Here is a 22,842-nt window from a genome sequence, read left to right on the forward strand (position 1 = left end):
TAGTAATCTGCCGCCTGCATGCGCGCAAGCAGGGGAATTCAGGGTTTTCCCGCAGCCGCGCACCAAACTGGTGACAATGGCCGGCTATGCAAACGACCCGTTTCTTCAAGATGGCCCTCATCCTGGGCCTGCTCTCGGCCATCGGCCCCTTTGCCATCGACATGTACCTGCCGGCGCTGCCCGAGATCGGCGCCAGCCTGGGGGCGGACGTCTCCGCGGTGCAGTGGAGCCTCACGGCGTTCTTCGTCTCGCTGGGCGTGGGCCAGCTGTTCTACGGACCCATCTCCGACATGGCGGGGCGCAAGCCGCCGCTGTATGCCGGGCTACTGCTCTTCACCGTGGCCAGCGTGGGCTGCGCGTTGGCGACCGACATCGAGACGCTGGTGGCCCTGCGTTTCGTGCAGGGGCTGGGCGCTGCGGCGGGCATGGCGATACCGCGGGCCGTGGTGCGCGACCTGCACACGGGCACCGAGGCCGCGCGGCTGATGTCGCTGCTGATGCTGGTGTTCAGCATTTCGCCCTTGCTTGCGCCTCTGGCCGGCAGCGGCGTGATCGCCTTGACGGGCTGGCGTGGCGTTTTCTGGGCGGTGGCCGCGGCGGCGGTGGCCGGGTTGGTGCTGGTGTCGCAGGGCCTGCAGGAGACGCGACCCGCGGCCGACCGGCTGGAGAGCAGCCTGGGCAGCGCGCTGTCGGGCTACGCGCTGCTGCTGCGTGACTGGCACTACCTGGGCCTGGTGTTCATCGGCGGGTGTTCGATGGCAGGGTTCTTCGTGTACCTGGCGGGCTCGCCGTTTGTGCTGATCAATCACTATGGCCTCACGCCGGTGCAGTACAGCCTGGCGTTCTCGGTCAACGCTGCGGCGTTCTTTGCGGCGGCGCAGTTCAATGCGCAACTGGGGCGGCGCTTTGGTTTGGTGAACACGGTCAAGGCGGCCGTCACCGGGGCGGGTGTGATCATGGTGGCCCTGCTGGCCTATTACCTGGCCGGGGGCGACCAGCTGGCCGTGCTGCTGGGGCTGTACTTCTTCGCCAGCGCACTCATGGGGCTGGTGATCCCGACGACCTCGGTGCTGGCGCTGGAGGAGCATGGCGCCATCGCGGGCACCGCATCGGCCCTGTTGGGCACGCTGCAGATGCTGATTGGCGCCGTGGCCATGGGCGTGGTGGGCCTGTTTGCCACCGGCAAACCGCTGCCGATGGTGGTGGGCATGGCCAGTGGCGCGCTGATGGGCCTGGTGCTCACCTGGGTGACGCTGGGGCGCAGTCGAGCGGTGCCAGGTGATGGGCACGGTCAGGCTTTGTAGGGCCAAAAAGACGCCAAAGCTCCGAGCCCACGGCCCGCAGCTCAACGACACGGTTGCGGCCATATGCTATCGAAAATATAGCTGCTAGCGCTCACCCAGAGCGCGGCAGGGCAGATTTTTTTTGCTTATCCTGCTGGCCCTTTGCCGCCGGTGCGTCGCCCCATGGCGTGGATGAGTGCCGGCACCTGCGCGGACAGTTCGCGTGCGAGGTAGCCCAGGGTGCCCTGGTCTCGGGCCAGTGCAGCGCCGGCGCGTGCGTGCAGCAGCACGCCCCAGGCGCAGGCGTGCAGTGGCAGTGCGCCGCGCGCCGCCAGCCCGCCGATCAACCCGGCCAAGGTGTCGCCCGAGCCCGATGTGGCCAGCCCTGGCGTGCCCCCCGCAAACCGCAGCGCGCTGCCGTCGGGTTGCGCAATGAAGGTGATGCCCCCCTTGAGCGCCACGCACGCCCCCCAGCGCTGCGCGCCAGCGCGCACGGCGGCCAACGGGTCGGCCAGTATTTCGTCCTTGGATTGGCCTGTGAGGTGGGCCATCTCGCCAGCGTGCGGCGTCATCACTACCGGCTGATCGAAGGGCCGGTCGCCCACGGCAGACATGGCGTAGGCATCGAGCACCACCGTGCTCTGCGTGAACAGCGGCAGCATGGTGCGCACAAAGGCCACGCTGCGTGCTTCGTCCAGCATGCCGGGGCCGAGCACGACGGCGCTGACTCCCTCGGCCAGCGGGCCCAGCCGGTCGCAGTCGCGCGCGGCAAACCCGCCGCCGCGCGTCTCTGCCAGGCCCATCACACGCGCCTCGGGTATGGCCAGGGCTAGGCCCAGTGCCACGCGCTCGGGTGCGGCCACCGTCAGCTTGCCGGCACCCGCGCGCAGCGCGGCAATGGCGGCCAGCAGGGCGGCACCGGGCATCTCGTGGCTGCCTGCCACCACTAGCACATGGCCGCGCGTTTCCTTGTCTGCATGGTCGCCCGGATCGGGCAGCGGCCAGCGGGCGAGCAGCGACTCCGTCAGCGCCCGGGGGCGGGGCAACCGTGCATGGGTAGACATGGTCAGGGCTTGGGGGCGGTGGTGGCGTCGGGCTCGCGGGTCACGGCCGCGTTGGCAGCGTGCAGTGGCGCGAGGAAGTTGGCCTGCACCAGCTGCATGGCCTGGTCGGTACGGCCTTCGCCTTCCGCGTGGGCGCGGTAGATGGTCACCGCACAGTTGGGCACGTCGCCCTCGCGATCGATGGCGAGGATTTGTTCCTCGGTCATCTGCTCGATGAGGTAGCGCATGCAGTTGACGATGACCTGGTGGGCCACCACCAGCACCCGCCGCCCCGCGTATTCGCGCGTGACCATCTCCTGCAGGCTGCGCAGGCGCAGGATCACGTCGCACCAGCTCTCGCCGCCCGGCGGGCGGAAGTAGAACTTGCCCACGTGCGTGCGTTGCTCGTGCAGCTGGGCGTGCTGCTGCTGGATGCCGAACTTGGTGAGCCGGTCCAGAATGCCAAACTCCTTTTCGCGCAGCCGTTCGTCCAGGCGCAGAGTGACATGCTCGAGCCGGCTGTGCTCCGCCACCAGCCGCGCGGTCTGCACAGCCCGGATGTAGGGCGAGCACAGGATCACCTCGGGCTGTGCATCCACCGGCTGCTGGCCCCACCATTGCCCCAGGGCAATGGATTGTTCGGTGCCCAGGTCCGACAGCGGCACATCGATGTCGCGCCAAGCGAGGTCAATGGTCTCCAGGCCCGCGGCCTCAGCCGCATCGCGGGCCACGTTGCCGGCACTTTGTCCATGCCGTACCACCCACAGCGCGGCGGGCCAACGGGTTTCCATGGCGGTGCAGCGGGTCAGCGCGTGGTGCGGTCGCGCAGTGCGCGGACCACACCTGCAACGCCTGCGCCAGGGGCGCTGGCACTTGCCAACTTGCCCACCACGCCATTGCGGCCCGATGCGGCGCGGGCAATCAGTGCGCTGCCGACGGCGCGCCCGACCATGCGGCCGAGAAAGCCCCGGCTTTTGCCGGCGCTGCGCATGACCAGCAGGCCTGCGCCCAGCACCAACCAATGCTCTGCAGGGAAGCTCGGGCGTGCCTCATCCCAATTGCGTACTTCTTTGACTTTTTGGCGAATGCCCATGTGTGGTTCCCCTTGGATTGGATGTCGTTGCCTTCATCGTTGCCGAGGTGAATGCCGCACGCTGTCAGCCTGCGGTTTTGCTGGCGGTGATCCGTGTCCTACACCGCTCTGCCAGCGGACTCCACTTGCGCCGACGCATCGGCACCGAGCGTGGCGTGCCCGCTGGCCGCAGCCACCGCGCGCGCCAGCCCCAGCACCGTGTGCGGGGCTGAGCCTTCGGCATGGTTGCTGATGGTGACAAAGGCGTTCTGACCGCGCCCGGTCATGCCCGCAATCACGGCGGCCAGCTCGGTGCGGGTTTCTTCGTCGGGGTGGTGCAGGCGGTCGTAGGGCTGGTACAGCTTTTCGGCGTCTTCGTAGCCGTACGGGCCGTGCACCGGGTGCAGGTTCCAGCGGCACACCAGCGGGCCGGGCCACAGCGCGCGCAGCACCGGCAACTGGTCCTTCAGGGCCGGCATCTTGGCGTGCAGGCCCAGGCAGTAGGTGGCGCCGGCCTCGCGCAGCACGGCGGCGAAGTTGGGGGTCAGCCACTCGGGGTCGCGCACCTCCACAGCGATCACGCCGTCGGGTGCCAGCGGGGCCAGTGCGGGCTGCGCGAGCAGCATGGCGCGCAGGCGCTCCAGCAGCAGCGGTAGGCGGTCGAGCTGCGCCAGCGGCAGGGGGCTGAGCTGGAACACCAGCACCCCCAGCTTGTGCCCCAGGCCCTGCAGGGCGGGCTCCACGAACTCGCTGCGGGCCAGGTCGGGGCTCAGAAACGCGGGGTTGGGCTCGCGGCCCCGGCCATCCTCGGCGCGCACCAGTGCGTCGGTGACCACGCTGGGCGCCTTCACCACGAAGCGGAAATCGTCGGGCACCTGTGAGGCGTAGCGTTCGTACTGGCTCACCGTGAGCGGCCGGTAGAAGCTGCGGTCGATGCTCACGGTGCGCAGCAGCGGGTGCTGGGCATACACCGGCAGGCCTTGTTTGGACAGCATGGCTTCGGAATGATCGCCCTCCCACACCAGGCCCTTCCAGCCCGGGTAAGTCCACGACGACGTGCCCATGCGCAGTTGCGGGGGCAAGGCGGCAGCCAGGGCGCGCAGGTCGTCGTGGCCGGGGGCGGGGTGCACGCCGGTGCGGCGTGGTCGGGAAGGCTGTGCCGGGTGGGCGATGAGCCCGTCCGTGGCCGTGCCTGACTCGGGTGGCTGCTTATAGGCGGCGGGCGAGCGCGGCGGTGCGGGCGGGCCGCCGAACAGGTCGTCTTGCATTCAGGCGGGCAGGGCGGGGCTTTGGTTTATGGGGGCAGGCTCACAGGCCACCGAACAGCCCGCTTTCATCAAGCAGTTCGTAGGTGATCTCGGGGCGCTGGTCCAGGCTCTTCTTGATGGCGGCGGGGATGGCCTGGCGCGTCTTGCGGCACAGGCCGGGCTGATCGAGCACCAGGATGGCGATGCCGCGCAGCGTGCGCACCTCGTTCGGGCCGGGGGTGATGGACAGGCGCACGCCCAGTTGCTGCTCCAGGCGTGCCTGCATGCGGCGCAGGTCTTCAAGGCTGGTCAGGTTTTCCAGCCGCTCGAGCAGTTTCTTTTCTTCAGTGCGCGTCAGGCGAAGAATGCGCACGTCGCCGCCAGGCGCCTCGATCAATGCGTCCCGCCCGCACACGCAGGTGCCGGGCGGGCATTCGGTGCGGATGGGGAAGGGGATGGGGGCGTTCATGGCAGCCTGCGCATTCTAGGGACCTCTGCGGGACCACCACGCCGTGGGGTCGGGTGGGGGCCAAAGCGCCTGTGGCAAACTCCCGCGCTTCGCGTTTTGTTTGTTTCAGAACCGGCTGCGCCCCGCAGGGCAAAGGCCGGTTCGCCGTCAGAGAGAGTTCGCCCACACATGCAGCAGATCATCCGGCAGTTGGCCGCAGAAATCAGGGTCAGTGAACAACAGGTGCGCACAGCCGTCGAGCTGCTGGACGGTGGGGCCACCGTGCCTTTCATCGCGCGCTACCGTAAGGAAGTCACCGGCGGCCTGGACGACATCCAACTGCGTGAGATCGAAGCGCGCCTGTCGTACCTGCGCGAGCTGGAAGACCGCCGCGCCGCGGTGCTCAAGAGCATCGACGAGCAGGGCAAGCTGACCGACGCGCTGCGCGCTGCCATCGCCGCCGCGCCCACCAAGCAAGAGCTGGAAGACATCTACCTGCCCTTCAAGCAAAAGCGCCGCACCAAGGGCCAGATCGCCCGCGAATTCGGCATCGAGCCGCTGGCCGACAAGCTGTTTGCCGACCCCACGCTCGACCCCGCCAAAGAGGCTGTGGCCTTCACCAAGCCGCCCGAGGTGCTGGACGACGGCAAGCCCGGCGCCGACTTCTCCACCGTGCCGGCCGTGCTCGACGGTGTGCGCGACATCCTGTCCGAACGCTGGGCCGAAGACGCCGTGCTGGTGCAGGGCCTGCGCGAATGGCTCTGGGCCGAAGGCCTGCTGCGCAGCAAGAAGGTCGACGGCAAGAACGAGAACGACCCTGAGGTCTCCAAGTTCCGCGACTACTTCGAATACGACGAACCCATCGGCCGCGTGCCGTCGCACCGCGCACTGGCGGTGTTCCGCGGCCGGGGGCTGGAGATTCTGGAAGCCAAGCTGGTGCTGCCCGTAGAGCCAGAGCCTGGCAAGCCCAGCCTGGCCGAAGGCAAGATCGCCCTGCACCTGGGCTGGAGTCATGCAGGCCGGCCCGCCGACGACCTGATCCGCAAGAGCGTGGCCTGGACCTGGCGCGTGAAGCTGTCGCTGTCGACCGAGCGCGACCTGTTCGCCCGCCTGCGCGACGACGCCGAGAAGGTCGCCATCAAGGTGTTTGCCGACAACCTGCGCGACCTGTTGCTGGCCGCACCTGCCGGCCCGCGCGTGGTGATGGGGCTGGACCCGGGCATCCGCACCGGCGTGAAGGTGGCCGTGGTGGACGACACCGGCAAGCTGGTGGAGACGGCCACGGTGTACCCGCACGAGCCCAAGCGCGACTGGGACGGCTCGCTGTTCACCCTGGCCAAGCTGGCCGAAAAACACGGCGTGAACCTGATCGCGATCGGCAACGGCACGGCCAGCCGCGAGACCGACAAGCTGGCTGCCGACCTGATCAAGATGGCCGCCAAGGCCGAGCGCGCCATCGAGAAGGTGGTGGTGAGCGAGGCCGGCGCGTCCGTCTATTCCGCCAGCGAATACGCCTCGCAGGAGATGCCCGATGTGGACGTGAGCCTGCGCGGCGCGGCCTCCATCGCCCGCCGCCTGCAGGACCCGCTGGCCGAGCTGGTCAAGATCGACCCCAAGAGCATCGGCGTGGGCCAGTACCAGCACGACGTGAACCAGAGCGAGCTGGCCCGGACCCTGAGCACCGTGGTGGAGGACTGCGTGAACTCGGTGGGCGTGGACCTGAACACGGCCAGCGTGCCGTTGCTCAGCCGCGTGTCGGGCCTGTCGGGCAGCGTGGCCAAGGCCGTGGTGCGCTGGCGCGAGGCCAACGGCGCGTTCAAGAGCCGCAAGCAGCTCATGGACGTGGCGGGCCTGGGGGCCAAGACCTTCGAGCAGAGCGCGGGCTTCCTGCGCATCCGCGGCGGCGAGAACCCGCTCGACATGACCGGCGTGCACCCCGAGACCTACCCCGTGGTCGAGCAGATCATGGAGAAGACGGGCAAGCCCGTGGCAGAGATCATGGGCCGCGCCGACATGCTCAAGACGCTGAAGCCCGAGCTGTTCGCCAACGACAGGTTCGGCGTCATCACTGTCAAGGACATCCTGGGCGAGCTGGAAAAGCCCGGCCGCGACCCGCGCCCGGACTTCAAGGTCGCGCGTTTCAACGACGGCGTCGAGGACATCAAGGACCTCAAGGAAGGCATGGTCCTGGAAGGCACCGTGAGCAACGTGGCCCAGTTCGGCGCCTTCATCGACCTGGGCGTGCACCAGGACGGCCTGGTGCACGTGAGCCAGCTGGCGCACAAGTTCGTGAACGACGCGCGCGAAGTGGTCAAGACCGGCGACATCGTCAAGGTCAAGGTCATGGAGGTGGACGTGGAGCGCAAGCGCATCGGCCTGTCGATGAAGCTCGACGCCGCACCGCCGCGCCAGAGCGGCGACCGCGGCGCGCCGCGCGACAACCGCTTCGAGGGCGCGGGCCGGGGCTATGCCCAGCCGCAGCGCCGGGCCAACGAACCCGCGCAGCAGTCGGCCATGGCGTCGGCGTTCGCCAAGTTGCAACAGGCCAAGAATCGTTAGGTGCCGGGCGGGGAGGGCGGGCCATAATCGGCCCAACCAAACCCTTCGGTGCCCTACCCCATGGAGTTGAACGCACTGCTGGCCCAACCAGTGGCATTGCCCAGCCTGCCGCGCGCCGTGGCGCTGCTGATGAACGAGCTGGCGCACGACGAGCCCAGCCTGCGGCGCCTGAGCCAGCTTTTCGGCACCGACCCCACGCTGGCGGCACGGCTGCTGGAGCTGGCCAACTCGCCCACCTTTCAGCTGCCGCGCCAGATCGCCGGCATCCCGGAAGCGCTGGCGCTGCTGGGCACCGGGCAGGTGCGCGCACTGGTGTCGTCGGCCACGCTGGGCACGACGTCCCGCTCGGTGCCGGGTGTGAACATGCAGCAGTTCTGGCGCTACAGCCTGAACACCGCCAAGCTCGCGCGGTCGCTCGCAGGCATCGTGCACCAGAACCAGATCGCCGCCTTCACGGCCGGACTGCTGCATGCGCTGGGCGAGCTGGTGATCCACCTGGCCGACCCGGACAAGGCGCACTCCGTCAACACCCTGGTCGCGCCGTTCGACCTGCGGCGCGGCAAGATCGAGCACCGCATCTTCGGCTACAGCTACGGCCACGTCACCGCGGCCCTGGCCCGCCGGTGGCAGCTGCCCGAAACGGTGGTGGACGCCCTGCAGCACCAGGGCGCACCTTTCGACAACAACGTCTACGAGCCGCTGGCCGGCGTCATCCACCTGGCCTCCTGGCGCGCCCGCGCCCGCGAGGCCGAGCTGGATGACCGGGAGCTGGCGGTGTCGTTCCCCGGCGAGGTGGGCCTGACGCTGGGGCTCGACATCGACATGGTGCTGCAGCAGGACCCGATCGACTGGACGGTGAAGCCCGAGGCGGCCGACTACGTGGTGTGAACTGGCCGCCAAGCCCGGGTGCGGCGTATCGCCCGCAGCGGGTGATTCGCAGGGCCGTGGCGGATGACAGCGCGACAGGCGTAAGCGCCGGGCTTTGCGACAATCCCCGCCCATGAAAGCCCTGCGCATCCATGCCGGCCCCCGCGCCCGCGAACACCTTGAACAACACGGCCTGCAGCCCGCCGATGTGGGCGTGATCCCCGGCGCAGCGGGTGGTCCCAAGGGGCTCATCCTGGGGCCCATGGACCGGTTCATCTTCGGCCAGTGGCTGCCGCAATCCACCCAGCCGGTGCACCTGGTCGGCGCCTCCATCGGCGCGTGGCGCATGGCCACGGCCTGCCTGCAGGATTCGGTGGCGGCATTCGAGCGGCTGGAGCACGACTACATCCACCAGAACTACGACCTGCCGCCCGGCAAGAAGCGGCCCACGGCGGCCCACGTGAGCGAGCGGTTCGGCCAGAACCTTGATGCGTTCTACGGCGGCCGGGTGGACGAGGTGCTCAACCACCCGCGCTACCGGCTGCACATCGTCACCTCGCGCGGGCGCCACATGCTGCGGCGTGAGCACGGCCTGGCCACGCCGCTGGGCTATCTGGGCGCTTTCCTGACCAACACCGTGCACCGCAAGGCCCTGGGCGCCTGGCTGGAGCGGGTGGTGTTTTCATCGCCCGATGCCGTGGGCACGGGGGCCGACGCTGCCGCCCGGGCATGCGCTGCGCTGCCCTTTGCCACGTCGGACTACCGCACGCGGCAGGTGCTGCTGAACGCCGGCAACTTCATGCCGGCGCTGCAGGCCAGCTGCTCCATCCCCTTCGTACTGCAGGCGGTGCACAACATTCCGGGCGCTCCGCGGGGGGCTTACTGGGATGGCGGCATCACCGACTACCACCTGCACCTGGCGTACGGCAAGCCATCGCAGACTTCTAAACCTACACCGACACCCACATCGGCACCGATGCCGGCGCAAGCGCAGTCACGGACACCGGACACGATGTTGGATGGTGCTATTGATTTAATAGCTGGTAGCGCAAGCGGAGAGAGCGGTGGCAGCCAAAATCAACACAAATACCCTTCGCGCCCATCGCCCGGGCTGGTGCTGTACCCGCATTTCCAGCACAGCGTGGTCCCCGGCTGGCTGGACAAAGGCCTCAAGTGGCGCCACCGCTCCACCGCCGCCCTGGACAACATGGTGGTGCTGTCACCCAGCCCGGACTGGGTGCGCTCCCTGCCCAATGCCAAGCTGCCGGACCGCAACGACTTCACCCACTACGGCACCGACAGCGCTGCACGCGCCAAGGCTTGGCTCACGGCCACACGCGCTAGCCAGCAACTGGTGGACGAATGGGTAACCTGGCTGGAGCGGGTGAATATGACGCAAGTAGGCATTTTGTAACAGAGATACAGGGTATCGTGACTATCTCAGGGTATATCTGTCGTCACGGGAGTCGCATTCATCGCTGCCAATCTTGTTGTGCGCAAGTTTCAAAAAACACAAGTGTTTCTAATTTTATAGATTGCTATCGTCTGATAAATACAATCGCCTGATATTCACAGGAGTTGAGATGCTGCAAATTGATGAGCAAGGCATGCTGGTTTCCGCGCATGTACGTCCTAGGCGGTTTTCGCAGATCGAAAGACAGCCGTTGACTGACGTGAAAGGGATTATTGTTCATCAAACTGGCGCAGACCGTGCTTCAAGCTCCCTCAACAGCTACGCAAACGCAAAGGCAAACGGCGCGCATTTTCTTATCGACAAGGACGGGGTCATCTACCAGACAGCTTCTGTGTTCAAACGAACCAACCACGTTGGCGCACTGCAGGCACGTTGTCTGGCTGAATATTCGTGTAAACCCGCGGCGTTTGCAAAATCCAAAGGTTTCCCACAAGAAAGTGCCGTAGACCGGATGCACGAGATCGAAATGCTGAAGTCTACGCTGTCCAGATACCCATCTAACGTGGATAGCATAGGAATAGAAATTGCCGGAAAAGCATTTCTGCCGCCTGGAAAGTCGGCCCCGGCTGGAGCTTCTCCAAGACAAAAAGAGGTCTATTTCAACAACAATTCGGTATATGAAGACGTGAATCATGCGCAAAACTTATCTTTGCGCTGGCTGGTCTCCGAATTGCGGCAAACACTTCAAATCGCCGAATCAGAAGTGTTTCGCCATCCGGTGGTCAGCAGAAAGAATCCGACCGAAGCGAGCACAGCATCATGGTGATCAAGCCTTTGTTGGTAGGCGTATCGATCGCGTCGCTCGCATTGCCTTGTCTTGCAGAAAATAAGGGCGAGCCGGCCTTTCAGCCCCCTTCAAGCAATGGCTTGATTGTAAAAAACGCTAACGAGGTGAAGGCAGGCCTCGACAGCTGCACTGGCATCCAATCGCGGGACGAACGCGAAGATTGCGTGAGAAATACCGCCAGAGCCTTTCCACTCGGCACCATCAAGAACGTCAAGGTTAAAAATTCGCATTACTTTGATGCAGATGGAAAAATTTGCACCGGTGACGCTGGTCCTCGCTTGACGGAATCGGGTGTGCGTTTCTTTATCAAGAACTCTGTGCCTGTCTCGCAGATGGCCGTGATGAATTATTACGGGCAGCAGGGTGAGTGCAGCAGCGAAAATGTGAAAATCACATTTTCCAATGGAAGAACTGCCCATTTTTCGCTGTCCAGCGAAGGCAAGGTGGGCTACCTCTCTCCGTTGCAAAAGGGAAAAGAGACAGACGTCTTTTTCTATTACTGTGAGCCATGTTCAAAATAACGGTGTTTGCGCTGCATGTAGTAATTTGACGCTGTCGCATTTGGCGATGCTTTGAAGGGCGTGAACACCCCAAGCCAGTTCACATTGTCGCCGAGTGAACTAGGTATGCAGTGGCGCGGTGGGTGCCCGCGCTACCTCTCGAAGGGCCACCCACGGCAGCACCTCATGCGCCGGCATGGGCCGTGCAATGCCGAAGCCCTGGGCACGCTCGCAGCCCAGCTCCAGCAGCCGGGCCGCCTGCTCGGCGGTCTCCACACCTTCAGCCACCGCATGGCGCTGGAAGGCCGCTGCCAGCGCGACGATGGCGCACACCAGCGTGAGGTCGTCCTCGTCGTCGAGGATGCCGCGCACGAACGACTGGTCGATCTTGATCGTCTCGGCCGGCAGGCTTTTCAGGTAAGACAGCGATGAGAAGCCGGTGCCGAAGTCGTCCAGCGCAAAGCGCACGCCGAGCGCCTGGCAGCTTTGCATCATGTGGCGCATGTACTGCATGTCTTCCAGCGCGGCGGATTCGAGGATCTCCAGCTCCAGCCGGGTGGGCGACACCTCCGGGCAGGTGTGCAGGATGTCTTTCAGGCGCTCGACGAAGTTGGGCCGGTGGAAGTGCCGTGCGGAGATGTTCACGCTGACCTCCCAGAGCATGCCGGCATCGGTCCAGTGGCGCATCTGGGTCAGTGCCTGGCGCAGCACCCATTCGCCCAGCTCCACCTCCAGCTCCGCGTCCTCGATGAGTGGCAGCACATGCTGCGGGCCCAGCAGGCCTTGCTCGGGGTGCTGCCAGCGCAGCAGGGCCTCCAGGCCCAGGATCTCGCCGGTGCGCAGGTGGACCTTGGGCTGGTAGTGCAGCACCAGTTCACCCGCGTGCAGCGCCCGGGCCACGCGGGTCTGGCGGGTGTGCTGGGTCTGCACGGCATGGTCGAGCTGCACGTCGAACACGTGCATCTGGTTGCGCCCGAAACTCTTGGCCTGGCACATCGCCTGGTCGGCATGGCGCAGCAGGGTGTCGGGGTTGGCGTCGTCCTGCGGGAAAACCGCCACGCCCACGCTCACGGTGGTGGTGATCACGCGGTCGTCGATGGCGTAGGGCGCTGCCAGCTGCTGCATCAGCACGCGCACGCGGGATTCGACCGCCGGCACGTCGGCCTGCTCGCCCAGCAGCAGCACGAACTCGTCGCCACCCATGCGCGCCACCGCATCCTGCGGCGTGATGAAGGCGCCCAGGCGCCGGGCGGTTTCTTTCAGAAGGCGGTCGCCCACGCGGTTGCCGTGGGCGTCGTTCACGGCCTGGAAGTGGTCCAGGTCGAGCATGCACACGGCCAGCAGCAGGCCCTTTTGCCGGGCCACGAAGATCGCGTGGGTCAGCCGCTCGGCCAGCGCGGCGCGGTTGTACAGGCCCGTGAGCGCGTCGTGCCGCGCGTGCCAGGAGATCTGGTGGCGCAGGTTGCGGGTTTCGGTCACGTCGCGGAACACCAGCACGCAGCCCACGGCCATGCCGTCGCCCTTGCGGATGGCCGAGGCGGTGTATTCGATGGCGTAGCGCTCGCCGGAGCGGTGGATCAGCAATTCGTGGGTGGCCTGCTGCAGCGCGCCGGGCACGGTGTCGCGTTCCGCGGCCGCGTTGGCATTGCGGCTGGCCGGGTCTTCGTACAGGCGGAACACGGTGTCGAGCTGCCGGCCCGTGGCCTGGTCGGCGTTGAAGCCGGTCATGAGCTGCGCGGCCTCGTTGATGGTCTCGATGCAGCCCGCCAGGTCGGTGGTGATCACGCCGTCGCCGATGGACGCGAGGGTGACTTCGGCACGCTCTTTTTCTGCCCGCAGGGCCTCTTGCGCGCGCTTGCGCTCGGTCACATCCACCAGCGTGCCGATGGTGCCCGCCAGCTCGCCGCTGGTGGTGGTGAACGGCGCCTCGTAGTAGGCCATGTCCCGCGGCGGGTGGTGGTTGGCGGGGCGGATGCGGATCTCGTTGTCCTGCGCCATGGCGATCTGGGCCGAGCGCTCGGGCGAGAGCTCCGGCGGGTAGAAGGTGCTGGGCGGTGCGGGGTGGCCCAGGTCCGCCCGGGGCTGGAAGATGCGCTGCCAGGCACGGTTCACGTCCAGGTAGGCGCCCTTGGGGTCGCGCACGAACACGGGCAGGGGCAGGGCGTCGATCAGCTGGCGCGTGAAGTGCAGCTGCTCGCTTTGCAGATGCTGGGTTTCGCGCAGCGAGAGCACCAGCGACTGCACCTTGCCCGCCATGTCATTGAAGGTGGCGGCCATGGCGCGTGATTCGAGCGTGCCGGTCACGTCCATGCGGGTGTCCAGACGGCCCTGGCGGAAGGCGTCGGTGGCCTCTGCCAGGCGCCGCAGCATGCGTGCATTGGCGCGCAGCAACAGCGTGAGCAGAAAGAAGATGGTGAAGATATTGAGTGCCGTGATGCGCAGCTGCACCACCACCGTGCTCCAGATCTGGCCCACCAGTGGCTCTGTATGCAGCGTGACCATGAGGCGCCCGGGCTGGCCCGACAAGGTGTTCTGACCGAATTGCTGCACCAGCGGCCCCACATCGAGCCAGCGGGCAAACCAGTCTGGCGCGCGCGGGGCTGGGCGGGCGCTGGCGGCTTCCACAGCGGGCTGCGTGCCCGCGGTCCATTGCAGGGATCGAACCGCGGCCGAGCCGGCCAGTGCTTCGCGCAGCACGATGGCCGCGCCTTCGGAATCACCAACAGGCAGCGCGGACAGCGCCGGCAGCAGCGCGTCGCCCACCCGGCGCAACTCGGTCGTCGCGAGGCGGTGGGATTCTGCAATCTCGGTAGACAGCAGATAGTGGTAGCGCACGCCAGTGACCGCGAGAATGATCAGCACAATGGGCACGTACAGGCGGGGGTAGGTGCCCCGCCAGAGCCAGTTGCTGAGTTTTCCGCTGCGCATGGTGAATCGCCTTCCCCGGACCACAGGGTAAATGATTGTTAATTAATTAATTGTTTGTTGGAGTCTAGCGCTTCGTGCTGCGGCGTCGCCAGGGCGACAACCCATGTTGTGAGTTTTCGTGAGTGGTTGCGCGCCGAAGAACATGCGGGGAGGTCCCGGAGCGCGCACCCATCCTGACGGCATGGCGCACAGTGGCCGCGATGCCGGTGTAGGCGCGCTGCCCATGACTGTCATTCGGGCCGTGAAGGTTATGCAGGCCGTGGGGGCGGCAGGGCCGTGGCAGCAACCCCGTTTGCGCATCGCACAGCAGAGCCCGCGGTGAGGCAGGCCCGTGGGCCCCGCCACCCTCACACCATCACAGCGACTGCGCCAGGATGTCGCGGTATTCCTGAGGTGTGGCCACGCGCGGGTTGGTCTTGTGGCAGTGGTCGGCCATCGCGCCCTTGATGATGTCGTCGAACAGCGCCTCGGTCACGCCCAGCGCGGCCAGGCCTGTGGGCAGGCCCAGGCGGGCGTTCATGTCGCGGATGGCTTCGGGAATGTCGCCCGCAGCTGCCAGCCCCATGGCGTGGGCCATGCGCTCCAGGCGCTTGTCCTTTTGTACCGACTCGGCGCCCGCATTGAAGCGCACCACAGCCGGCAGGAACATGGCGTTGAGCGTGCCGTGGTGCAGGCGCGGGTTCACGCCGCCCAGGCTGTGGCTCAGCGAGTGCACCGCGCCCAGGCCCTTCTGGAAGGCCATCGCGCCCTGCATGCTGGCGCTCATCATCTGCAGGCGCGCGTCGCGGTCGCTGCCATCCTTGGTGGCGGGCTCGATGTGGGCCCACCCGCGGGTGAGGCCGTCGAGCGCGATGCCGTCGGCCGGCGGGTTGAACGCAGCGGACATGAAGGTTTCCATGCAGTGCGCAATCGCATCCATACCGGTGGCAGCGGTCAGCGCGGGGGGCAGGCCCAGCGTCAGCTCGGGGTCGCAGATGGCGGTCTTGGGCACCAGGTTCCACGAATGGAAGCCCAGCTTGCGGTGGTCGTCCACGATGATGATCGCGCCGCGGGCCACCTCGCTGCCCGTGCCGCTGGTGGTGGGCACGGCGATCAGCGGCGCGGCGCGGTCGGTGATGCGCGGCGAGCCGCCCTCGATGGTGGCGTAGTGCGTCAGCGGCCCCTCGTGCGTGGCAGCAATCGCGATGCCCTTGGCGCAGTCGATGGCCGAGCCGCCGCCCACCGCGATCAGGCCATCGCAGCCGTGGGCTTTGTACACCTCGACCGCCGCGCGCACTGCGGCCTCGGTGGGGTTGGCGGGGGTCTGGTCGAACACTGCCACGGGCAGGCCGGTCAGCGCATCCAGCGCCTTTTGCAGTACGCCCGCGGCCTTCACGCCCGGGTCCGTCACCACCAGCGGGCGCGTGATGCCCACGCGCTCGCACTCCTGCTTGAGCAACTGGACGGCGCCGAACTCGAACTGGATCTGGGTGACGTAGTAGATGAAAGCCATGGTGGTTGCAGAAGTTACGTTTACGATGGATCGCTGAAGCTGTCCGTTGCCGTGCCTGCGAAGCGAGATGGAGTCGGCCACTGCGCTGTGCGCAGGGCCGCTCTGCGAGGAGCGTGGAGTGCAGGCGCCGGACAGGTTCCAGGCACTCTACAACCCGGAGACACCGATGACCACTCAGCAAACCCTCATTTCCCTCGCTCTGGCAGGCGCGTCCGTCGCTTTTGCGACAGTCGCCCAGGCCGAGTGCCTGACCGATGCGCAGGCCTCGGAACTCGTCGCCAACTACCTGGCCAAGACGCCCGCCGCGGACCTGGAGAACCTGTCCGACGCCGACGGCGCCTGCACGCGCGGCAAGGTCAACCAGTTGCTGGCGCAGCGGCTGGGCAAGGTGGTGGGCTACAAGGCAGGCCTGACCAACCCCGCCGTGCAAAAGCGCTTCAACACCGACAAGCCCGTGTGGGGCAAGCTCTACGAGGGCATGATCCTGCCAAGCGGTGCCTCGGTGGACACGGCCTTCGGTGCCCGTCCGCTGTATGAAGCGGACATGCTGGTGCGTGTGAAAAGCGCCGCCATCAACCACGCGAAGACGCCCATGGAGGTGCTCGACGCGGTGGACCAGGTCATCCCCTTCATCGAACTGCCCGACCTGCTGGTGCAGGCACCGCCCAAGCTGAACGGCGCAGGCGTGAGCGCCATCAATGTGGGCGCGCGGCTGGGCGTGGCCGGCACGCCGCTGCCGGTGCCTGCCTACCGGGGCGAGCGCTTTGCGATGCTGCAGGCGCTGGCCGACATGAACGTGTCGCTCACCGACGCCAGCGGCGCGCGCCTGGGCGGCGGCAAGGGCAGCGACATTCTGGAGCATCCGCTCAATGCCGTCGTGTGGCTGGCCGGCGCGCTGCAGCAGGAGGGCCTGACCATGCAGCCGGGCGACCTCATCAGCCTGGGCTCTTTCTCGCCGCTGCTGCCGCCCAAGCCCGGCCTGTCGGTGACGGCCACGTACGACGGCCTGCCGGGTGCCGCGCCCGTGCGCCTGAGCTTCAAGTAAAACAAGACACCCTGCATGCGCCCGCGCCCCGGCCCGTGCGGGGGAGGGCGCGGCCTTGCCAGAGATTTCCCATTGACCGCTGACCTGAACATCCACCATACCCGCCTGACCCCCCAGATGCGCAGCGTGCTCGAGCGCATGGCCCGCGCCGGGCATGCGCCGCTGCACACCCGATCACCCCAGGATGCCCGTGTGGCCTACCAGGCCGGTGCCGATGTGCTGGAGGTGCCCAAGGCCCCGCTGGCACGCGTCGAAGACCTGACCATCCCGGCCCGCGACGGGTATGCGTTGCCCGTGCGGCTGTACGCCCCCAGCACGGACGCGGGCCTGCCGCTGCTGTTGTACACGCACGGCGGCGGCTTCACCATCGGCAACATCGCCACGCACGACATCCTGTGCCGTGAACTCGCGCGGCTGGCGGGGTGCATGGTCGTGTCGCTGGACTACCGGCTGGCGCCCGAGCACCGCTTTCCGGTGGCCAGCAACGACGCCTGGGATGCGCTGGCCTGGCTGGCTGCGCAGGGGGGCGCATGGGGCGCAGACACCGCCCGCCTGGCCGTGGGCGGCGACAGCGCGGGCGGCACGCTCGCCGCGGTGAACGCCATCCTGGCGCGCGATGCGGGCCTGCCGCTGGCACTGCAGATGCTGTTCTACCCCGGCTGTGCCGCGCACCAGGACACGCCATCGCACACCACGTTTGCGCGCGGCTTGGTGCTGGAAGAGCCCGCCATCAGCTGGTTCTTCGGCCACTACGTGCAAAGCCGCGCCGAGCGCGAGGACTGGCGCTTTGCACCGCTGCTCGCGCCCGATGTGGATGGCGTGGCGCCCGCCTGGGTGGGCCTGGCCGAGTGCGACCCGCTGGTGGACGAAGGCGTGGACTATGCCGACAAGCTGCGCCTGGCGGGCGTGCCGGTAGACCTGGAAATCTACCGCGGTGTGACGCACGAATTCATCAAGATGGGCCGCGCCATCCCTGAGGCACGCCAGGCCCATGCCGATGCGGCGCGAGCACTGCGCAGCGCCTTCGGCCTGGACTGACCCTTCATAACAATCCTTGGAGACAACGACACCATGCAACGCAGTGATTTCCGATTGTTCCACCGCCTGCGCGTGCGCTGGGCCGAGGTGGACATGCAGAAGATCGTGTTCAACGCCCACTACCTGATGTACATCGACACCGCCATGTCCGACTATTGGCGGGCGCTGGGGCTGCCTTACGAGAGCAGCATGCACGCCCTGGGCGGCGAGATGTACGTGAAGAAGGCGACGGTGGAATACCACGCGTCGGCACGGCTCGACGACACGCTGGAGGTGGGCCTGAAGTGCGCGCGCATCGGCACCTCGTCCTGCCTGTTCCAGGCGGGCATCTTCAGCGGCGACCGGCTGCTGATCTCGGCCGAGTTGGTCTATGTGTTCGCCGACCCGGCCACGCAGACCTCGCGGCCCGTGCCGCCCGCGCTGCGCGCCATCTTCGACGGCTTCGAGGCCGGCCACGACATGGCCGAAGTCAAGACCGGCGACTGGAACACGCTGGGCCGTGATGCAGGCCGCGTGCGCACCGATGTGTTCGTGCGCGAGCAGGGCATTCCCGCCGATATCGAGGCCGATGCGCTCGATATCTCGGCGCGCCACGCGGTGCTCTACAACCGCCTGGGCATGCCGATTGCCGCGGGGCGCCTGCTGCAGCCCGAGCCCGGCGTCGGCCGCATCGGCCGCATGGCGGTGGACCGGTCCGTGCGCGGCGGACGCTGGGGCCGGCAACTGCTGGATGCCCTGGTGGGCGCGGCCAAAGCGCGTGGCGACACCGAAGTGCAACTGCACGCCCAGCGCAGCGCCGAAGGGTTTTATCGCCGCGCCGGGTTCACGGTGGTGGGCCAGCCGTACGAGGAGGCCGGCATTGCCCATATCGCCATGGCGCAGCGGCTGTAGTGCCCCGCATGGGCACGGCCGTGTCACGGCTGGGTGCGGTGCCTGTGGATGCTATAAAAATATGAGCTGCTACCGCTCGCCAGGCAAGCGGTAGAGCTGATTTTTTATCAAATATCGTCGAGCAGTGCGTAAGGCAGGGGCTGCAACGACAGCGCCACGGCGTCCGCCGCGCCCACCTGCAGGCTGTCCTGAGCGGCTGCGATCTGCAGCGACACGATGGCGTCGAAACCCCCCGCCGGTGCCGCCGCAACCTGCACCACCGTGCCGCACGGCTGCTCCAGGTCGTTGGTGCTGAACACCTCGGCCCCGACGGCTACTGCAGAGGCAGCGTGGGCCACGTAGGCCCGGCGCTTGAGCGTGCCGCGGAACTGGCTGCGCGCCACCACTTCCTGGCCGGGGTAGCAGCCCTTCTTGAAGTTCACGCCGCCCACGGATTCGTAGTTCAGCATCTGCGGCACAAAGGCTTCGACCACCGGGGTGGTCAACGTTGCGACGCCGCTTCGGACCTCGCCCCAGGCCCACACGGCCGGGTCGATGGCTGTGCCCGTGGGCGCAGGGTCGGCCACCGGCGCCACCCACAGCGCACGGGGCTGGCCGTCGGCGGGGTACAGGTGCACCACCGACGCGGCGCCCACGTCCGCCTTGGTCCAGGCGGGCTGTGCGCCCTGGGGCAGGGCCGTGACGGCATCGCCCGCCAGGCCGTACAGCGCGAAGTCGGCCGTCGCATCCGTCAGCTTGGCCTTGGCGCGCAGCACGAACATCGACAGGCGCTTGAGGGTGGGGGGCAGCAGGTCGGGGCTGCACAGCAGGAGGATCTCGGTGGCGCTGCGCTTGAAGCCGATGAAGGTGGCCTGCATGCGGCCCTTGGCCGACAAAAAGGCCGCCAGGCGGGCCTGGTCGTCGCCCAGCAGGGCGAAATCCTGGGTGAGCTGGCCGTGCAGGAACTTGGCGGCGTCGTCGCCTGCGACACGAATCACGCCCAGGTGGGACAGAGGGGCAATGCCGTTCAGAGGGTGGGTCATCGCTGAATTATGATGCCCGGTTCTACACATACATTCATCAGGGTTGTGCGACGTCTACTTGCTTTGATCTTGGTGGTTCTCATCGGTGCCGGTGGCGCCGCCTTCTGGTGGCTGCACCAGCCGCTTGCCATGGGCAGCGAGCCGCTGGAGCTGGCCATCGAGCCTGGCACCACGCCGCGCGGCATCGCACGTGATGTGGTGGCCGCGGGCGCGCAGACCGATGCCCGGCTGCTGTACGCGTGGTTCCGCTTCTCTGGGCAGGACCGCGCCATGAAGGCCGGCAACTACGAAATCCCCCCCGGCACCACGCCGCGCAGCCTGCTCAACAAGCTGGTGCGGGGTGAAGAGTCTTTGCGGGCGCTGACCCTGGTGGAGGGTTGGAACTGGCGCCAGGTGCGCCAGGCGCTGGCCAAGGAAGAGCAGATCAAGCACGACGCCGCGGCCTTGACCGACGAAGCCCTGATGGCGCAACTGGGCCGCCCGGGCGTAGCACCAGAGGGCCGGTTCTTCCCCGACACGTACGCCTATGCCAAAGGCTCCGGCGAGATCGCCCTGCTGCGCCGCGCAATGCACGCGATGGACCGCAAGCTCGAAGCCGCCTGGGCCCAGCGCGCGCCAGACACACCGCTCAAGTCGGCCGACGAGGCACTCGTTCTGGCCAGCATCGTCGAAAAAGAAACCGGCCGCGCCAGCGACCGTGGGCAGATTTCCGGCGTGTTCACCAACCGGCTGCGCGTGGGCATGCTGCTGCAGACCGACCCCACCGTCATCTACGGCCTGGGCGAGAAGTTCGACGGCAACCTGCGCAAACGCGACCTGCTGGCCGACACCCCCTGGAACACCTACACCCGCGCCGGCCTGCCGCCCACACCCATTGCCATGCCCGGCAAAGCCGCGCTGGTGGCCGCGGTGCAGCCCGAGGCCACGCGTGCGCTGTACTTCGTGGCCAAGGGCGACGGCACCAGCCACTTCAGCGCGTCGCTCGAAGAACACAACCGCGCCGTGAACCGGTACCAGAGAGGCGGGCAATGACCCAGGGCCTGTTCATCAGCTTCGAAGGCATCGACGGGGCGGGCAAGTCGTCGCACATCGAGGGCCTGGCCACCGCGTTTCGCGCGCAGGGCCGCACGGTCACCGTGAGCCGCGAGCCCGGCGGCACGCCCCTGGCCGAAAAGCTGCGCGAAATGGTGCTGGCCGACCCCATGGATGCGCTCACCGAGTCTCTGCTCATCTTTGCCGCCCGCCGCGACCATTTGCTCCATGTGATCGAACCTGCGCTCGCGCGGGGCGAGGTGGTGCTGTGCGACCGCTTCACCGACGCCACGTTCGCCTATCAGGGCGCAGGCCGTGGCTTCGATGTGGGCGTGCTATCGACTTTGGAGCGCCTGGCGCAGACGGGGCTTGCGCCAGACGCCAGTTTGATGCGCGAACCGGATCTGACCGTGTGGTTCGACCTGCCCCCCGAAGTGGCCGCAGAGCGCCTGGCGGGTGCACGCGTTCCGGACCGTTTCGAGTCCCAGCCCGTCGAGTTCTTCCGCCGCGTATCGCAGGGCTATGCCGACCGCGCAGCCGCTGGGCCGCAGCGCTTTGCCCGGCTGGACGCCGCGCAGGACCGCCACCGCGTGTGGCAGCAGCTCACCAGCGTGTTCGTGCGCAAAGGGTGGCTGGCGATCATGGTGGCGTCGCAAGGAGGCCCGCGATGAGCACCGACGCTCCATCCGCCGCACTGGCCCCCTGGATCGCCGCCCAGCGCACCAGCCTGCTGGCGCAGCGCGGCCATGCCTGGCTGTTGCAGGGCCCGTCGGGCCTGGGCCAGTACACGCTGGGGCTGGAACTGGTGCGCGCCTGGCTGTGCGACGCGCCTGGCCCGAACGGTGCCTGTGGCCAGTGCAGCAGCTGCCACGCCATCGAGGTGCGCACCCATGCCGACCTGTGCGTGCTGATGCCCGAGGTGCAGATGATGGCGCTGGGCTGGCCGCTGTCCGAAAAGGCACAGGCCGACATCGACGACAAGAAACGCAAGCCCAGCCGCGAGATCCGCGTGGAGGCCATGCGCGATGCGGTGGAGTTTTCGCAGCGCACCTCGGCCCGGGGCCGCGGCAAGGCCGTGCTGGTGTACCCGGCCGAGCAAATGAACCACATCACGGCCAACGCGCTGCTCAAGACGCTGGAGGAGCCGCCGGGCGATGTGCGCTTTGTGCTGGCCAGCGAGGCAGCGCACCAGCTGCTGCCCACCATCCGCAGCCGCTGCCTGGGCCACGCGATGGCCTGGCCCGCAGAGGCCGAGATGCTGCAGTGGCTGCGCGGGCAGGGCGTGGCCGACGATGCGGCCAAGGCCTTCCTGCGCGCCGCAGGCGGCAGGCCCGACGATGCCTTGGCATGGGCCCAGTCCGGCCGCAGCCCGCAGGCGTGGTCTGCGCTGCCCCAGGCCATGGCCAAGGGCGACGTCACCGCGCTGGGCGACTGGGCGCCCGCCCAGGCCATCGATGCACTGCAAAAGCTCTGCCACGACCTGATGGCCGCGAGCGTGGGCGCCGCGCCACGCTACTTTGCGCCTGCCGACCTGCCCAAGGCCGTGCCGCCGCTGGGCGCGCTCACCCGCTGGTCGCGCGCGCTGGCCAAAGAGGCGCGCACGGCAGAGCATCCGTTCAACGCAGGGCTCATGCTGGAGGCGCTTGTGGCGCAGGCGAGAAACACCCTACACTCGAGACAACCAGCCCCAGGCACCCACCCATGAGCAGTCCCTCCACCGCACCCCGCCCCAGCGTCATGCAGCTGGCCATCAAGGAAAAGGCGGCCTTGTATGCGGCCTACATTCCCTTTTTTGCCGAAGGGGGCATTTTTGTCCCCACCCAGCGCGACTACAAGCTGGGCGATGATGTCTATGTGCTGCTGACCCTGCCGGACGATACGCAGCGCTACCCCGTGGCGGGCCGCGTGGCCTGGGTGACACCGGCACGCGCAGCGGGCAACCGCACGCAGGGCGTGGGCATCCAGTTTCCCCGGGACGAAAAGTCGCGCCAGCTCAAGGTCAAGATCGAAGAGCTTCTGGGCACGGCCCTGGGCTCCGACCGTCCGACCCAGACCATCTGACACGGCCTGCGTGCCCGGTGCCGACCCGCGCAGGCGTGTCGGCATTTTTATTG

Annotated in this window: 21 protein-coding genes; 13 read left to right on the top strand and 8 right to left on the bottom strand. The window is 67.4% G+C overall.

The genetic code is table 11. The annotated features are described in order from the left end of the window. Positions 1 to 86 precede the first annotated feature (86 nt). Complete coding sequence (locus ASF16_RS08950; RefSeq protein ID WP_056165449.1) at positions 87 to 1,304, top strand: multidrug effflux MFS transporter; 1,218 nt, start codon at positions 87 to 89, stop codon at positions 1,302 to 1,304. A gap of 125 nt (positions 1,305 to 1,429) precedes the next feature. Here the strand turns inward: ASF16_RS08950 and ASF16_RS08955 are convergent, their stop codons facing one another. The 5 genes from ASF16_RS08955 to ASF16_RS08975 all read right to left on the bottom strand — a co-directional run bounded on the left by ASF16_RS08955 (position 1,430) and on the right by ASF16_RS08975 (position 5,114). Beyond that, entirely contained in the window at positions 1,430 to 2,347 is a 918-nt protein-coding gene (locus ASF16_RS08955) for an NAD(P)H-hydrate dehydratase (RefSeq protein ID WP_056165451.1), read from the bottom strand. A 2-nt stretch (positions 2,348 to 2,349) separates the two neighbouring features. Beyond that, the gene (locus ASF16_RS08960) at positions 2,350 to 3,117 is read right to left on the bottom strand and encodes a histidine phosphatase family protein (protein ID WP_056165454.1); all 768 of its coding nucleotides are present in this window, start codon (positions 3,115 to 3,117) and stop codon (positions 2,350 to 2,352) included. A 14-nt stretch (positions 3,118 to 3,131) separates the two neighbouring features. Further along, a complete protein-coding gene (locus ASF16_RS08965; RefSeq protein ID WP_056165456.1) occupies positions 3,132 to 3,419 on the bottom strand; it encodes a hypothetical protein in 288 nt (95 codons plus the stop codon). Between the two features lie 98 nt (positions 3,420 to 3,517). Then, positions 3,518 to 4,666: a DUF72 domain-containing protein gene (locus ASF16_RS08970; RefSeq protein WP_056165458.1), complete on the bottom strand. Its 1,149-nt coding sequence runs from the start codon at positions 4,664 to 4,666 to the stop codon at positions 3,518 to 3,520. 40 nt (positions 4,667 to 4,706) lie between these two features. Then, on the bottom strand, positions 4,707 to 5,114 hold the full coding sequence (locus ASF16_RS08975; RefSeq protein ID WP_056165460.1) for a hypothetical protein: 408 nt from the start codon (positions 5,112 to 5,114) through the stop codon (positions 4,707 to 4,709). Between the two features lie 168 nt (positions 5,115 to 5,282). On the opposite strand from ASF16_RS08975, the gene ASF16_RS08980 reads away from it, so the two are divergent. The 5 genes from ASF16_RS08980 to ASF16_RS26070 all read left to right on the top strand — a co-directional run bounded on the left by ASF16_RS08980 (position 5,283) and on the right by ASF16_RS26070 (position 11,301). After that, a complete protein-coding gene (locus ASF16_RS08980) occupies positions 5,283 to 7,652 on the top strand; it encodes a Tex family protein (protein ID WP_056165462.1) in 2,370 nt (789 codons plus the stop codon). Between the two features lie 60 nt (positions 7,653 to 7,712). Continuing rightward, positions 7,713 to 8,540, top strand: coding sequence for an HDOD domain-containing protein (locus ASF16_RS08985; protein ID WP_056165464.1), 828 nt, complete (start codon positions 7,713 to 7,715; stop codon positions 8,538 to 8,540). Positions 8,541 to 8,652: 112 nt separating this feature from the next. After that, a complete protein-coding gene (locus tag ASF16_RS08990; RefSeq protein ID WP_056165466.1) occupies positions 8,653 to 9,933 on the top strand; it encodes a patatin-like phospholipase family protein in 1,281 nt (426 codons plus the stop codon). A gap of 169 nt (positions 9,934 to 10,102) precedes the next feature. After that, on the top strand, positions 10,103 to 10,759 hold the full coding sequence (locus tag ASF16_RS25370; RefSeq protein WP_082516813.1) for an N-acetylmuramoyl-L-alanine amidase: 657 nt from the start codon (positions 10,103 to 10,105) through the stop codon (positions 10,757 to 10,759). After that, complete coding sequence (locus ASF16_RS26070) at positions 10,753 to 11,301, top strand: hypothetical protein (protein ID WP_156372007.1); 549 nt, start codon at positions 10,753 to 10,755, stop codon at positions 11,299 to 11,301. Before ASF16_RS25370 ends, ASF16_RS26070 begins: the two co-directional genes overlap by 7 nt. Before the next feature lie 99 nt (positions 11,302 to 11,400). Here ASF16_RS26070 and ASF16_RS08995 read toward each other — a convergent pair whose 3' ends face one another. Then, positions 11,401 to 14,208, bottom strand: coding sequence for an EAL domain-containing protein (locus ASF16_RS08995; RefSeq protein WP_056165468.1), 2,808 nt, complete (start codon positions 14,206 to 14,208; stop codon positions 11,401 to 11,403). Positions 14,209 to 14,563: 355 nt separating this feature from the next. Further along, on the bottom strand, positions 14,564 to 15,700 hold the full coding sequence (locus ASF16_RS09000) for an iron-containing alcohol dehydrogenase (RefSeq protein WP_056165469.1): 1,137 nt from the start codon (positions 15,698 to 15,700) through the stop codon (positions 14,564 to 14,566). Positions 15,701 to 15,866: 166 nt separating this feature from the next. On the opposite strand from ASF16_RS09000, the gene ASF16_RS09005 reads away from it, so the two are divergent. The 3 genes from ASF16_RS09005 (at position 15,867) to ASF16_RS09015 (ending at position 18,674) form a co-directional block, all read left to right on the top strand. Continuing rightward, complete coding sequence (locus ASF16_RS09005; protein ID WP_056165471.1) at positions 15,867 to 16,745, top strand: 2-keto-4-pentenoate hydratase; 879 nt, start codon at positions 15,867 to 15,869, stop codon at positions 16,743 to 16,745. Positions 16,746 to 16,862: 117 nt separating this feature from the next. Then, on the top strand, positions 16,863 to 17,783 hold the full coding sequence (locus ASF16_RS09010) for an alpha/beta hydrolase (RefSeq protein WP_082516855.1): 921 nt from the start codon (positions 16,863 to 16,865) through the stop codon (positions 17,781 to 17,783). Positions 17,784 to 17,816: 33 nt separating this feature from the next. Beyond that, positions 17,817 to 18,674 carry a YbgC/FadM family acyl-CoA thioesterase gene (locus ASF16_RS09015; RefSeq protein ID WP_056165475.1) on the top strand — a complete coding sequence of 286 codons (858 nt, stop codon included), beginning with the start codon at positions 17,817 to 17,819 and terminating at the stop codon, positions 18,672 to 18,674. 107 nt (positions 18,675 to 18,781) lie between these two features. Here the strand turns inward: ASF16_RS09015 and ASF16_RS09020 are convergent, their stop codons facing one another. Continuing rightward, entirely contained in the window at positions 18,782 to 19,696 is a 915-nt protein-coding gene (locus ASF16_RS09020) for a folate-binding protein YgfZ (protein WP_056165477.1), read from the bottom strand. 45 nt (positions 19,697 to 19,741) lie between these two features. Here ASF16_RS09020 and mltG point away from each other — a divergent pair, with 45 nt between their 5' ends. From mltG to ASF16_RS09040, 4 genes are read left to right on the top strand one after another with little or no spacing between them, the layout of a single operon-like run. After that, positions 19,742 to 20,728 carry an endolytic transglycosylase MltG gene (gene mltG / locus ASF16_RS09025; protein ID WP_369817131.1) on the top strand — a complete coding sequence of 329 codons (987 nt, stop codon included), beginning with the start codon at positions 19,742 to 19,744 and terminating at the stop codon, positions 20,726 to 20,728. Further along, the gene (gene tmk / locus ASF16_RS09030) at positions 20,725 to 21,399 is read left to right on the top strand and encodes a dTMP kinase (protein WP_056165481.1); all 675 of its coding nucleotides are present in this window, start codon (positions 20,725 to 20,727) and stop codon (positions 21,397 to 21,399) included. Before mltG ends, tmk begins: the two co-directional genes overlap by 4 nt. Beyond that, positions 21,396 to 22,433, top strand: a complete 1,038-nt coding sequence (locus ASF16_RS09035; protein ID WP_056165483.1) for a DNA polymerase — start codon at positions 21,396 to 21,398, stop codon at positions 22,431 to 22,433. The genes tmk and ASF16_RS09035 overlap by 4 nt, the downstream gene beginning before the upstream one ends. Further along, a complete protein-coding gene (locus tag ASF16_RS09040; protein ID WP_056165485.1) occupies positions 22,430 to 22,789 on the top strand; it encodes a PilZ domain-containing protein in 360 nt (119 codons plus the stop codon). Before ASF16_RS09035 ends, ASF16_RS09040 begins: the two co-directional genes overlap by 4 nt. Positions 22,790 to 22,842 lie beyond the last annotated feature (53 nt).

This window comes from Acidovorax sp. Leaf78, from assembly GCF_001422735.1.
Lineage (GTDB): Bacteria > Pseudomonadota > Gammaproteobacteria > Burkholderiales > Burkholderiaceae_C > Acidovorax.